General features: G+C 40.2%; 14 protein-coding genes. 7 read left to right on the top strand and 7 right to left on the bottom strand.

All coding sequences use genetic code 11. The features are described 5' to 3' along the window. Window positions 1-77: 77 nt before the first annotated feature. Window positions 78-1,334: a DUF3943 domain-containing protein gene (locus BLS35_RS06560; protein WP_165973209.1), complete on the bottom strand. Its 1,257-nt coding sequence runs from the start codon at window positions 1,332-1,334 to the stop codon at window positions 78-80. Window positions 1,335-1,625: 291 nt separating this feature from the next. Here BLS35_RS06560 and BLS35_RS06565 point away from each other — a divergent pair, with 291 nt between their 5' ends. Then, on the top strand, window positions 1,626-2,138 hold the full coding sequence (locus BLS35_RS06565) for a GNAT family N-acetyltransferase (RefSeq protein ID WP_207909076.1): 513 nt from the start codon (window positions 1,626-1,628) through the stop codon (window positions 2,136-2,138). A 19-nt stretch (window positions 2,139-2,157) separates the two neighbouring features. On the opposite strand, the gene BLS35_RS06570 is transcribed toward BLS35_RS06565, so the two are convergent. The 5 genes from BLS35_RS06570 to BLS35_RS06590 form a co-directional block, all read right to left on the bottom strand. Next, window positions 2,158-2,427, bottom strand: coding sequence for a hypothetical protein (locus tag BLS35_RS06570; protein WP_090779057.1), 270 nt, complete (start codon window positions 2,425-2,427; stop codon window positions 2,158-2,160). Between the two features lie 12 nt (window positions 2,428-2,439). Continuing rightward, window positions 2,440-3,108: an HAD family hydrolase gene (locus BLS35_RS06575; protein WP_090779059.1), complete on the bottom strand. Its 669-nt coding sequence runs from the start codon at window positions 3,106-3,108 to the stop codon at window positions 2,440-2,442. Window positions 3,109-3,169: 61 nt separating this feature from the next. Continuing rightward, window positions 3,170-4,150 carry a transglutaminase family protein gene (locus tag BLS35_RS06580; protein ID WP_090779061.1) on the bottom strand — a complete coding sequence of 327 codons (981 nt, stop codon included), beginning with the start codon at window positions 4,148-4,150 and terminating at the stop codon, window positions 3,170-3,172. A gap of 5 nt (window positions 4,151-4,155) precedes the next feature. Then, window positions 4,156-5,088 (bottom strand): alpha-E domain-containing protein, encoded by a 933-nt coding sequence (locus BLS35_RS06585; protein WP_090779063.1) that lies wholly within the window; start codon window positions 5,086-5,088, stop codon window positions 4,156-4,158. Between the two features lie 30 nt (window positions 5,089-5,118). Further along, a complete protein-coding gene (locus BLS35_RS06590) occupies window positions 5,119-6,570 on the bottom strand; it encodes a circularly permuted type 2 ATP-grasp protein (RefSeq protein WP_090779065.1) in 1,452 nt (483 codons plus the stop codon). A 158-nt stretch (window positions 6,571-6,728) separates the two neighbouring features. On the opposite strand from BLS35_RS06590, the gene BLS35_RS06595 reads away from it, so the two are divergent. The 6 genes from BLS35_RS06595 to BLS35_RS06620 all read left to right on the top strand — a co-directional run bounded on the left by BLS35_RS06595 (window position 6,729) and on the right by BLS35_RS06620 (window position 11,204). Then, window positions 6,729-7,571: a transglutaminase-like domain-containing protein gene (locus BLS35_RS06595; RefSeq protein WP_090779067.1), complete on the top strand. Its 843-nt coding sequence runs from the start codon at window positions 6,729-6,731 to the stop codon at window positions 7,569-7,571. A gap of 96 nt (window positions 7,572-7,667) precedes the next feature. Continuing rightward, the gene (locus BLS35_RS06600) at window positions 7,668-8,174 is read left to right on the top strand and encodes a GbsR/MarR family transcriptional regulator (protein ID WP_090779068.1); all 507 of its coding nucleotides are present in this window, start codon (window positions 7,668-7,670) and stop codon (window positions 8,172-8,174) included. Between the two features lie 7 nt (window positions 8,175-8,181). Further along, a complete protein-coding gene (locus tag BLS35_RS06605) occupies window positions 8,182-8,994 on the top strand; it encodes a DCC1-like thiol-disulfide oxidoreductase family protein (RefSeq protein ID WP_090779070.1) in 813 nt (270 codons plus the stop codon). A 10-nt stretch (window positions 8,995-9,004) separates the two neighbouring features. Next, on the top strand, window positions 9,005-9,928 hold the full coding sequence (locus BLS35_RS06610; RefSeq protein WP_090779072.1) for a TIGR01777 family oxidoreductase: 924 nt from the start codon (window positions 9,005-9,007) through the stop codon (window positions 9,926-9,928). A gap of 15 nt (window positions 9,929-9,943) precedes the next feature. Beyond that, complete coding sequence (locus BLS35_RS06615) at window positions 9,944-10,375, top strand: hypothetical protein (protein WP_090779073.1); 432 nt, start codon at window positions 9,944-9,946, stop codon at window positions 10,373-10,375. Window positions 10,376-10,424: 49 nt separating this feature from the next. After that, on the top strand, window positions 10,425-11,204 hold the full coding sequence (locus BLS35_RS06620) for a wax synthase family protein (RefSeq protein ID WP_165973208.1): 780 nt from the start codon (window positions 10,425-10,427) through the stop codon (window positions 11,202-11,204). Here BLS35_RS06620 and BLS35_RS06625 read toward each other — a convergent pair. After that, window positions 11,179-12,402 carry an ABC transporter permease gene (locus BLS35_RS06625; protein ID WP_090779076.1) on the bottom strand — a complete coding sequence of 408 codons (1,224 nt, stop codon included), beginning with the start codon at window positions 12,400-12,402 and terminating at the stop codon, window positions 11,179-11,181. The two genes, BLS35_RS06620 and BLS35_RS06625, sit on opposite strands and share 26 nt — an antisense overlap. Window positions 12,403-12,411 lie beyond the last annotated feature (9 nt).

Below are 12,411 nucleotides of genomic sequence, written 5' to 3' on the forward strand. Positions count from 1 at the left end.
CTTTTTTACTGTCCGTAGAAAGTATCTCCGATTTCTGAAGGTATTGGGTAAGTCTCAGTCATGAGGTGAAATGAGTCTTATTGGATGCGAATGTTATATTTCACAGCGATTTTTAAATAAGGATAGGTTCTGGTTACCTCCTCATTGCTTTTATAATTCTCCCTTAATACAAAATAACCTGGCTCTGTACAGAAAGAAAGATTATGGAGAAATCGATATCTCAACTCAGCTGAAAGACTTTGTAAAAAAAAGCTGGATGTATTTCCATTCCAGGTAAAAAAGAAGCCGTTGTTATAGGTCATGCCGTAAAAAAAAATATTATTGATATTGATTTCAGCATTGGCATTAAAGCCAAATCCAGAACAATAATCGTAGTTTCTACCGTTGCCTATATACTTCTCTGGGATGGCCGCAAGCAATATTGGGCCTGCACCTATTGATGTATTCATCCTGTTTTTACGTTTCACGCCAAATTCTGAAAATAAATTGGCTTTAAGACTTTGTCCGCTGTAAGAGAAAGCCTGATTAAGAATGTAGTCGTAATTGGCAGTCAAGACCGCGATATGTCTGGAGTAGTCGGATCTACCAACGGGCCAACCTTTGATGGAACCAAAAAGATTGATTGCATTTACAAAAGTGCTATCATCTTTTCCAACTTCCGCATTAACGGTAATGGTGCTAAAGGGTATTTTATAATTCTCAAAGGGACTGCCATATAGTAATTTTATTCGGCCATATCCTCTAAATCTAGCATTGCGTTCATTCACATTAAAATTTCTTAGACCAGCATCGATTTCCAAATCTATTTTTGAAGAATCTATATCCATGGGGTTGGGTACTTTCCCCCATTTGCCATCTATTAATCTGTTAAAACCATTTGCTGGATTAATCAATAAGGCTACTGATTCATTGATCTGTCTTCTGATCCCTCTACTACGGTTATTGATTAGTTTTCCAGCCAAACGGTGAACCATTTCACCGATGATCACGCCGCCGAAAGAGGTATTTAAGAAGTCGTTTTTCGATGATGCCTGATTTTCTCCAGCGACTTCCCAAATGTAACTTCCTGCAACTGCAGCCGGAATAGATTGCCAGAAGTTGTAACCATTAGAGCGAAAAGTATTGAAAAAGATGCTGCCATGCGCAGGATGGCTCAATTGATTGGTGGTAAATCCATCGTTGTCCCAAGCCCAGCTACTAAGCTTTAAATTTTGGCCTATTCCTTTAAAGGTGATTTTTGCGAAGTCGGCATTTACCACAAACCTGTCATAGGTCCATGGCAATAATTCTGTGAGCGAGAACAGAAATGCGCCACGTCCAAATCTTTTTTCCACTGGGTTTTCGGTGATTGGCCCTCTGACCAGGGAGTCTCTGTGATAGTGTTGATTATAGAATGAAATTTGGGCACAAATGGGAGTGGAAATAAATAGTAAAAGAAGGAATAGTATCGTTTTGAAATGGAGATTCCCTATCATGATCGAGCAATAAGTATTGCGGAAGTGTAACATCTGAAGGCGAGTATTGTTTGCTGGATATATGGGTCATCTGTTACCATAAAATATTTTATTTCTGTATCTGTGATAGTTTCTTAAAGCTGCATAGATTTGTAGGAAACAAATAATGAGATGATGGAAGTTGTAAAAAGCAGAGACCAAGACATAGATGCGATATTTGAACTGTATGATGCAGCTACTGCGTACCAGAAAATAGTTGGATCAATCAATTGGTTGGGATTCGAAAGAGCTATGGTAGCGCAGACGATCAAAGATGACCTTCAGTGGCAGATTATGGTAGATGGAGAGATGGCCTGCGTATTTACGCTAACTTTAAGTGATCCGTTAATTTGGGAAGAAAAAGATAAAGACCCTGCGGTATATATCCACCGCATTGCCACAAACCCTAAGTTTAGAGGGATGCATTTTGTAAAGCACATTGTAGCCTGGGTTAAAAATTATGCGATAGAAAAGGAGAAATCCTATATCAGAATGGATACAGGCGCAGGGAACGAGAAGCTAAACAAATATTATGTAAGCTGCGGTTTTACCTATCTAGGTGTAACGAAATTAAAGAATACCGTAGGTTTGCCTTTGCACTATGCAAAAGGAACATTCAGTTTATTTGAAATTAAGTTGAACTAGCGATTGGTTTTTCCAAAAGCTAGTCTTCCTCTTCCTCTAAATAGATTTCGTGAACTAAAAATTTCACATGTTTTAATGGTTCTAAAAGTTCCGTAATGTCTTCTGAATCGATATGGTAAATGGTTTCACCAGCGTCGGGGATTTCGGAGTTGGGCACCAGTTCGAAAAATTTAACGGGTAAATCGGTCACCAGCTCAACCAATTTGATGTAGCTTACGCCATTGTCTTTCCAATCCTTAAGGATTTGTGCATTAAATTGGACGTAAGGATTTTTGTTTTCATCTTCCATGGTAGGCAGCAACTAGTATGATGTGTTGAAAAGTTCAATGATCTTTTTATAAGACAAGTCAGTGTAATCGTCGATGTATAAATTACAAGGTGGTAGCTCTTCTTTGGTGTGAGAGCTAAGTACCCCAACCACACGCATCCCGGCATTTAATGCAGCTGTGATACCCGAAAAAGAATCTTCAAACACCAGGCATTGATCAGGAGTTAGGCCCAGATTTTCGGCCGATTTTAAGTATACTTCTGGATCTGGCTTGTGTTTTTTTACATCTTCGCTGGCCATAATTGAACCAAGTTTTTCGCGGATATCAATTTTGCTTAGGATCAAGTCCAGATTGGCATAAGGCGCTGAAGTAGCTACACCTAGTTTTACACCATGCTGTTTTAAATCCGTCATAAATTCCACAACGCCGGTGATTGGCTCAATATAAGGCTCGTAAATTTTACGGAATAATCCCTCTTTTTCTTGCTCCATTTCCAGTAGCTCAGCTCCGGCAACTGGACGTTTAAAAAAGTGACTTAAGATATAACTATTGCTTTTACCAAACATGTGTTCGGCAAATTCTTCGTCAGTAGGGGCTAAATCTCTTGCCGCAAAAAACTCACGAAAGGCAAGAGAATGATAAGGGTTGGTATGGCATATTACACCATCCATGTCAAAAATAACTGCAATCTCATTGTTCATTATGCAAATTTAACGAAGTTTCTTCGCATTCCGATCTTGAAATCTGCCTGCTAAATACTTTTTATTGCTGCTGCTGCTGTTGGATCTGCTGCATGAGTTCCAGGTTACGACGATAACTATTGCCTTTTAAGACTGGGTTAGATGTTGCTACTGATTCGGTTTCTTCTGTGAAAGGCTCATGTGTATCTGATATGCCGTTGTCGTAGCCAACTATTACCTGAACCATTAGCTTATGGTTGGATGGACCTTTGTAAACACCTTTTACCGGGGAGCAATCGGTAAAACTTCTACCCAGTGCCAGTCTGACATAAGTCTCATTGGCGATACAATTATTTGTCGGATCTAAGCCCAGCCAACCATAGTCGGGTATGTAAGCTTCTACCCAGGCATGGGTAGCACCTTCACCGCGAATCCCATTTTTATTCGGACAGATATATCCGCTTATGTATTTTGCAGGGATTTTGGCCATGCGCAACATCTGGCAAAGGATATGTGCAAAGTCCTGGCATACGCCCGATTTGATTTGCCAGATTTCATCTATCTGCGTTTGTACCGTTGTTACACCTTGTATGTATTTGAAATGTTCATATACATATTGGCAATAATCCATCGCCACGCGGTAGGGTGTTAAATCCGACTGAAGGTATTGCTCTGTTACTTTTTTGAGTTCATTGAGCTCATTAAAAGCTTCCCATTTGAGATAATCAATATAAGGGACCTGATAACGCAATTTTTTTAATTCCATCCACTGCATCTCGCTGAACATCGTTTCTGTGGGGAGTTCTTTAGGTAGGGTAGCTACGGTAAGTTCCGAACAGATTTCAAGTTCCCGGTGTCGTTCGCTATAGGCAAAGAAGCCGATTTTATTGCCATAATAGTCTGTGAACACATCTACTTTCGGGTTGCCAGAGATGATAAGGGTATGCTTAATTACCTTTTGAAACGGATCTTCAATAGGGTAGAGGATGATATGGTTTACGCTTTCTCTTACCGGAGATTCGTAAGTGTATTTGGTAACGTGTTTGATTTTGAATTCTGGCATGGCGTTTAGTATATGTTGAAACAAGTTTGGTTAAAGGCATTTCCTATGCCATAGAGCTCAGATTTTATTTCGGCCAGGTAGAGGTGAAGATCTCCTTTTTTTAGTCCCTTTATAGAGCTGTATTTTACTTTACTTTGGAGCCGGCCAATGAGGAAGGCCAGGTTTCCTGCGGTAATGTGCCCATCTCTTTTTAACCTTTCAAAATATTTGAACAGTTGGTTTATGGAGTAGATGACAGATCTGGGGAACTCATTATTCAATACTACCTGATCCAGTACATTTTCTGCTTCAAAACCTTGTCTGTAGGTTTTTAGATATAGTTCGTATCCGCCTATGGAAAACAATAGGTGTTTCCAATAACTTGTGTTTGTTAATAAATCCGGGTTATGGTCTACTGAACCAAATTTAATGTCTAATATGTTTACCGACTGGATGCTGCGCTCCAGATATTTTCCAATACGCATGAAACTGCTACCTTCATTTCTTGCCATAGTAATTTCTGTAGTGCCATAAAACAGCATGCCTTGTTTAATCAGAATATCCAGCACGGATATTGGATCGTCTTTTTTGAGCATAGCATTTAGTCGGGGGTCTTTCACCGTATGGTAATATTCATTCAAACATTGCCATACATCTTTGGTCATATGATCCTGAACGCTTCTTGCATTTTCCCGCACCAGTGTGATGATATTGACGATGGAGTTGGGATTCTCTTTGTTGGTAACCATATGTTGGAGAACTGCCCGACTATTGAATTCCATGGCGTTTAGTTCATCATCATTAGGATCGCAAAATAAGCGCATGACCGGGCTCCAGGAAAACTCTGAAATTGCATCCTGTGAGGATGCGTAATTTATTTTAAGCATGCGTAGCATGCCATCTGTTCTTTCGATGTAACGGCTTAGCCAGTATAAGCTCTCTGCAACCCTGCTTAACATATTGATTCTATTATTTTAGCTTAATGATTTTTATTTAGAAAGTACCCAGGTGTCTTTACTGCCCCCACCTTGAGAGCTGTTTACGACCAGTGAGCCTTCTTTGAGAGCAACGCGAGTCAACCCACCGGGGATAATGTCGATTCCATTGGGCCCACACAAAGCAAAGGGGCGAAAATCGACTCTCCGGGGCTGTAATTTGCCTTGCATGTAGCAGGGTGCAGATGATAAGCTGATGGTTGGCTGAGCAATAAATTGCCTCGGATCTTTCAGGATTTCCAGTTTGTAGGCTTCAATTTCTTCTCCTGTTGAAGCATGTCCCATTAACATTCCATAGCCGCCACTGCCATTGGTCTGTTTAACAACCATGCGGGAAATGTTTTCGAATACATAGGCTCGCTCTTGTGCATTGCCTAACTGGTAAGTCGGTACATTCTTCAGTAAAGGTTCTTCATTCAGGTAGTATTTGATCATTTCGGGGACATATACATATACGGCTTTGTCGTCGGCCACGCCGTTGCCTACTGCATTCACAATGGTGACATTCCCCTTTCTGTAAGCATTCATGAGTCCGGCAACCCCAAGTAAGCTGGTTGGATTAAAGGCTAGCGGATCAAGATAGTCATCATCTACTCTCCTGTAAATGACATCTACCTGTTGCAGTCCGGCAGTAGTTTTCATGTATACCTTATGGTCTTCTACAATTAAATCGGGTCCTTCAACTAGTTCTATTCCCATTAAACGCGCCAGGGTTGTGTGCTCAAAATAGGCAGAGTTAAAGCTGCCAGGACTCAGTAATACAATCGTAGGGTCAGCAACATCATGCGGTGCCAGTGAAAGTAAGTTGTTGTAGAGCACGTTGGGATATTCAATTACGCTTCTGACTTTGCATTGGGGCAGAAGATCTGGAAAAAGGCGTTTGGTAATCTCCCTGTTTTCCAGCATGTAGCTTACTCCGGATGGCGTACGTACATTGTCTTCCAGAATATAATAAGTGCCGTCGTTGTCTCTGATGAGGTCTATTCCGGCAATGTGTATATAGATGTCGTGTGGTACTTTTACATTGACCATCTCCCGTAAAAAATGTGGACAGGAATAAATGACATCGATGGGAACAATCCCATCTTTAATGATAAACTGGTCACTATACACATCTTTCAGAAAAAGATTTAGGGCCGTGACTCTCTGTTTAATTCCTTTTTCTATAAAAGACCATTCATCAGCAGTAATAATTCTGGGGATGATGTCGAAAGGGAAAATCTTTTCGATGCCTTCTCCGCTATTATATACAGTGAAGGTTATGCCCTGGCTCATGAAAAGTACTTTAGATAGCTCTTCTTTCTTGTTGAGTTCTTCGGTAGACTCCAGATCGAGGTAGTTCATCACGGTTTTATACGCTTCTCTTACCGTTTCTGAGTCTTCAAACATCTCGTCCCAGGTGTTTTTGGGTAGATTGTACGATTTTGTGTAGCTTTTTGTTTCCATTTCCGAGCATTTTACGTTAAAATCTTCTGAAATATAGTTATATCTTTATTTAAATCTATTTTTAGTGGTTAATTTTTATTGTTTTTATCTGTTTTTTGAATTTTTGTTTGAAAAATGATTAGAATTTTGTTGAATTATTATCTTAATCTGGAATTTGTATGAAATTAGAGGTGTCTGCTAGAATAGTTTATGAAGTGATTTCGCCTTCAACCCTGATCTTAAATGTCCAACCTCTTAAATCTGCAGGTCAGTTTCTTGTTGAAGAGTGTATGGATTTGAATTCGCAATTGAAAATGACGGAGTTATTTGCAGTCACCGGAGAAAAAAGATTTAAGATCATAGAAATTCCTGATACCGGAAGCTTAGTGATCAATTACCGTGCGGTAGTTGAGACGCAAGTTCGTGCAGTTGCGGCAGATTATCTGGACGATATACCTATTAGTGCTATGCCGGTTAGTGCTTTGTCCTATCTAAATCCCAGCAGATATTGTCAGTCCGACAAACTATATAAGTTCGCATTTCACAAATTCGGGCATATTGATCATGCATTTTATAAAGTAATGGCTATCCGTGACTGGATTTATGCTAATGTAGAATATAGTGGGGGGTATACCAATGCTCAAACATCGGCATTTGATACCATCACGGAACAAATAGGCGTATGTCGTGATTTTGCACATTTGGGAGTCGCCTTATGCAGGGCATTAACCATTCCGGCTAGATATTACACTGGTTATGCCTACCAGTTGCAGCCTGCAGATTTTCATGCCTGTTTCGAGGCTTATATAGGTGGTTACTGGATTATTGTAGATGCAACTAAGCTGGTTCCCTTAAATGGATTAGTCAAGATTGCAACTGGCGTTGATGCTACTGATACTGCATTTGCAAGTGTATTCGGGAATTTGCAATTTGTGAGTTTAGAAGTTGCCGCGAATTTAATTGATGCGGAGTTTCGTTATATTGATCAGTATACTGCAGAACAGGGCTATGCATATGTTTAATATGCCCTTCGGTCATTTTTTCAGACAGTGACGTGATATATTGTATTAAACTTTCAGTAATTATTGAAAGTTTAATATGTTTGTGTATATTTGTTCATGGAATTAGCAGCAGCAAAACAAAAATTTATAGAAGCTTGGGGTAAATTAGGCTCTGAGTGGGGGATTAACCGTACTATGGCACAGGTTCATGCGCTATTATTGGTATCTCCAGAAGCGCTGACCACAGAAGAGATCATGAAAGATCTCAGTATCTCCAGGGGAAATGCGAATATGACTTTAAGGGATTTGATTGGTTGGGGATTGGTGGAGAAACAGCATAAAGCTGGTGAGCGTAAAGAATATTTTTATGCAGATAAGGATACCTGGAACATCGCGCGACAAGTGGCTAAAGAACGCAGAAAGCGTGAGCTTGATCCGGTTTTGAAAATTCTGGATGAGTTGTCGAATGTGCAGGGAGATGCGAAAGACCCTGAATTTAAAACCTTCAATAAAACAGTTACGGACATCAATAAGCTGGCTAAAAATGTGGATAAAACATTAGATACCATGCTCAAAGCAGAAGAAAGCTGGTTTTGGGGCTCAATTTTTAAAATGTTTAAATGACCTTAATATGAAAACGCTTAAAAACCACCTGATTCTGTTTGACGAAGAATGTCCGATGTGCCGAATGTATACAAGTGCTTTTGTGAGCACAGGGCTTTTGGATGAGGACGGCAGGGCTGCTTATCAGGAATTGCCAACCCAGGCTTGCCCAATGGTAGACCGGCAGCGGGCGGCAAATGAAATCGCCCTGGTTAATCAGGAAACTGGGGAGGTGACTTACGGTATTGAAAGCCTTTTTAAAATCTTTGCATTGATGATGCCTTTCTTTGCCCCGCTTTTTAGATTTAAACCCTTTGTTTGGCTAATGAGTAAGGTATATGCCTTTATTGCCTATAACAGACGGGTAATTGTGCCGCCGGCAAAAGGTGAAAATTATCTGTTTCAGCCAACATTTAAACTGCATTATCGGATAGCCTATTTGATTTTTACCTGGTTGGTAACTGCATATATCCTTTCTGCTTATACGGGCTTAATGCAAGGTTTGCTACCTGCTAGTCATGCCTATCGCGAGTATTTTGTTTGTGGTGGACAGATTTTATTCCAGGGATTGGTCATCGCAATTGTTAACAAAGATAAAATCTGGGGATACCTGGGGAACATGATGACGATCTCATTTGCAGGGGCGCTGTTGCTGTTGCCGGCAATGTTATTGTCTGCATGGTTTAGTCTTAGCCCATATTTTTACCTCGCCTGGTTTATGGCGGTTGCCGGCCTGATGTTATTGGAACACATCAGAAGAAGCAAGCTTTTACAAATTGGCTGGGCGCTGACGATCACCTGGGTTTTGTATCGTATTGTAGTGCTTCTTATCATAATTTAAACGCTTAATCATGAAATATAATAAGATTATTTTGGCCGGCGGGAACGGCTATCTGGGGGGTGTTTTGGCTCAATATTATCGAAACCTTGCTACAGAAATCATTATTTTGAGTCGTAAAACTGCGCCTATTGATGGAAATGTTAAAACGATAGTTTGGAATGGATTAGACGAAGGGGAATGGGAAAGTACTTTAGAAGGTGCAGATCTTTTGGTGAACCTTTGTGGTAAAAATGTAAACTGCAGGTATACAGAGAAGAATAGAAAGGAGATCATAACTTCAAGGATCAATCCAACCATGCTTTTGGGAAGGACAATCGCTAAAATGCAAAGTCCCCCGCAACTTTGGATAAATATTACTTCAGCAACAATCTATCGCCATGCAGAAGATCATGCGCAGGATGAAGAAATGGGGGAAATTGGCTATGGCTTCTCTATAGATGTTTGTCGCCAATGGGAGCAAACTTTTTTTGAAACCAATACCCCAAATACAAGGAAAATAGCTTTGCGTATGGGAATTGTATTAGGTAAAAGTGATGGGGCATTTCCACGCTTACTTAATCTTGTCAAGTTTGGTCTTGGAGGAAGACAAGGAGATGGGCAGCAATATGTATCATGGATTCATGAACAAGATGCAGCGAAATGTACGGAATGGTTGATGGAGCACAAGGAACTTAATGGGGCTATCAATTGTACCAGTCCCGAAGCAGTTAAAAATACAGAACTGATGAAGTCAATACGTACGGCTTACGGAATTCCATTGGGGCTCCCTTCTCCGGCCTGGCTGTTAGAACTAGGCGCTATGTTTATTGGGACAGAGACAGAATTAATTTTAAAAAGTCGATGGGTTGCACCCAAACGGCTTGTCGACTCTGGTTATACCTTTATTTTTCCGAAAGCAGAACATGCAATAAAAGATATTATAAGTGTTTTCTAAACCTTAGAACCTATTATGGATATCAATCAGAGCCTTATTTTTAACCTTATCTTTTTTGCGGGAATCGCCCAGATCGCTTTAGTATTTGGCAGTTTGGCTATTCCGGCTATGCTGAACTGGAAAACCGAATTGGTTAAAGTTTCATTGCTGATTAAGCAAATGTTCTGGACTTATGCGGCTTACATCCTGGTCATCAATTTATGCTTTGGTGTACTTTCTGTTTTTGCGATCAGAGAATTGCTGAATGGCTCGCTGCTTGCTTTGTTGATTTGTGGTTTTATAGCTGTTTATTGGATTTCAAGGGTGCTGATACAGTTTTTATATTTTGATAGAAAGAGCTTTCCCAAAGGGAAAATTTACATGGCTGGGGAATTTATGCTCGTTGTGCTTTTTGTCTTTCTCAGTATTGTATATAGTTGGGCTTTTTATATCAATTGGGTTAGCTGATATGGAAATATTAAAAATGCTTGTGTTGATCTCGATAACTTTTATTGTTATGAAGATCATCGTTACTATTGAAAGTTATCGTAAAAAAAACTTCGCGCTAAGCACCAAACAGTGGTTGATGTTTTGCTTCGGTTGGGCTGGTATGCGACCACAATTGTTCGTCCATTATGGACAAAGGCAATTGGAGGGTGGCTGGGAAATGATTGTTTTCGGACTGAAAAGAATCTTCGTTGGGGTTTTACTCTTATACCTTGCACATCGGCTTATATTTTTAAATGCCAATCCTACGATGGTTTATTGGTTTACCTCCTTGGTTTTATTGGTTGCCTTTAGTCTGATATTGCATTTTGGTTTGTTGAGTATAAGTGCAGGAATCTTGCGCTTTAAAGGCGTAAATGCTGGTTATCTTTTTAAATCACCTTTAAAATCTCGCAGCCTCACAGAGTTTTGGAGTAAGCGTTGGAATCTGGCCTTTAGTGAAATGGCTGCAATTGTTATATTTAAACCGCTAAAAAATAAAATTGGTCAGATTGGAGCAGTATTGGCAGGTTTTGCCTTTTCTGGTATTTTGCATGAACTCGCTTTGAGTCTTCCCGTAAATACTGGCTATGGTTTGCCATTTTTATATTTCCTGATTCAGGGGGTATTGGTGGTGTTAGAAAAGGCACTTTTAAATCACCAGATCTATATACTGCAACATCGTTTGATTGGAAAAATATGGACGTTGTTTTGGGTAATCGTACCTGCTCCATTACTTTTTCATGATGCTTTTATTCAGCAAGTGGTATGGCCACTGGCAGGGATTACTCATATCTCAGGGCTTCAATAGGGTCGAGTTTACTGGCTTTTTGTGCGGGATAGTACCCAAAGAATATTCCTGTAACTCCACACACTAGAAAGGAAATCACGATAGACGATTGCGAAATCAAAATGGGCCACTGTAAAAAGTAAGCAATTAAATAGGCGGATGTGATGCCCAATAAAACGCCAAGAATTCCACCGGTAATGCTGATTAAAACAGCTTCAATTAAAAACTGCATGAGGATGTCTTTTCCACGGGCACCAATAGACATTCTTAAACCAATCTCCCTCGTCCTTTCAGTTACAGAAACATACATGATATTCATAATCCCAATACCGCCGATCAATAACGAGATTCCTGCAATGGCAGTGAGTAAAACGGTAAGCATACTACTTGTGGCAGTAATAGTCGCGATTAATTGTGCCTGGGTACGCACTTGAAAATCATTATCCTGCGAAGGCAGTAACTTGTGACTCTCTCTGATTGAAGCGGTGATTTCAGCAGTTGCAGCATCGCTAGCCGCTTCTGAGACTGCAGAAGCATAAATAGATTGCAAATAGGTTGTAGCCGTAATTCTGTTGCGAACTGTGGTAAAAGGTGCCAGAATGATGTCATCCTGATCTTGTCCGAAATTACTTTGTCCCTTTGGGACTAAGGTCCCAATGACCTGAAAAGGAATACTTTTAAAGCGAATAATCTGACCAATTGGATTACTACCGTCTGTGAAAAGATTATCGATTACCGTTTTGCCTAACAAACACACTTTAGCGGATTTTTTAACATCATTATCGGAAAACATGATTCCATCCTGAAGTTCAAGTTGCCTGATATGCAGGTAATCTGGAACGATTCCTGTGATACTGGTTGGCCAGTTGTTGGCCCCTTTAATGGCTTGACCACCAGAGGAGACTACGGGTGATAATCCATTTATATTGTCGGATCGCAACCTTTTAATGGCTTCAACGTCTTCTAGTTTTAAAGTTTGAATGCTGCTTCCGGCCAGCCTAACGCTTCCTGGCGTGTTGCTTTGAGGTTGTACGGTAATCATGTTAGAGCCCATACCTGACAAGGAGGACTGAATACTTTGTTTAGAGCCTTGTCCAATGGCCATCATGGCAATAACGGCGGCAACGCCGATAATAACCCCTAACATGGTTAAGAAAGCACGTAGTTTATTTCTCCGTAATGCCCGAAAAGCGATCTTTAATAGATTTAAAATGCTCATCTCTTCTAT

Source organism: Pedobacter sp. ok626 (genome assembly GCF_900100435.1).
GTDB lineage: Bacteria > Bacteroidota > Bacteroidia > Sphingobacteriales > Sphingobacteriaceae > Pedobacter.

Bases quoted from the DNA above. Each gene is read 5' to 3' on its own strand.
- BLS35_RS06620 (WP_165973208.1), top strand. From the start codon at position 10,425: ATGAAGATCATCGTTACTATTGAAAGTTATCGTAAAAAAAACTTCGCG.
- BLS35_RS06590 (WP_090779065.1), bottom strand. From the start codon at position 6,570: ATGGAAACAAAAAGCTACACAAAATCGTACAATCTACCCAAAAACACC.
- BLS35_RS06615 (WP_090779073.1), top strand. From the start codon at position 9,944: ATGGATATCAATCAGAGCCTTATTTTTAACCTTATCTTTTTTGCGGGA.
- BLS35_RS06565 (WP_207909076.1), top strand. From the start codon at position 1,626: ATGATGGAAGTTGTAAAAAGCAGAGACCAAGACATAGATGCGATATTT.
- BLS35_RS06570 (WP_090779057.1), bottom strand. From the start codon at position 2,427: ATGGAAGATGAAAACAAAAATCCTTACGTCCAATTTAATGCACAAATC.
- BLS35_RS06625 (WP_090779076.1), bottom strand. From the start codon at position 12,402: ATGAGCATTTTAAATCTATTAAAGATCGCTTTTCGGGCATTACGGAGA.
- BLS35_RS06605 (WP_090779070.1), top strand. From the start codon at position 8,182: ATGAAAACGCTTAAAAACCACCTGATTCTGTTTGACGAAGAATGTCCG.
- BLS35_RS06610 (WP_090779072.1), top strand. From the start codon at position 9,005: ATGAAATATAATAAGATTATTTTGGCCGGCGGGAACGGCTATCTGGGG.
- BLS35_RS06580 (WP_090779061.1), bottom strand. From the start codon at position 4,150: ATGCCAGAATTCAAAATCAAACACGTTACCAAATACACTTACGAATCT.
- BLS35_RS06600 (WP_090779068.1), top strand. From the start codon at position 7,668: ATGGAATTAGCAGCAGCAAAACAAAAATTTATAGAAGCTTGGGGTAAA.
- BLS35_RS06585 (WP_090779063.1), bottom strand. From the start codon at position 5,088: ATGTTAAGCAGGGTTGCAGAGAGCTTATACTGGCTAAGCCGTTACATC.
- BLS35_RS06595 (WP_090779067.1), top strand. From the start codon at position 6,729: ATGAAATTAGAGGTGTCTGCTAGAATAGTTTATGAAGTGATTTCGCCT.
- BLS35_RS06575 (WP_090779059.1), bottom strand. From the start codon at position 3,108: ATGAACAATGAGATTGCAGTTATTTTTGACATGGATGGTGTAATATGC.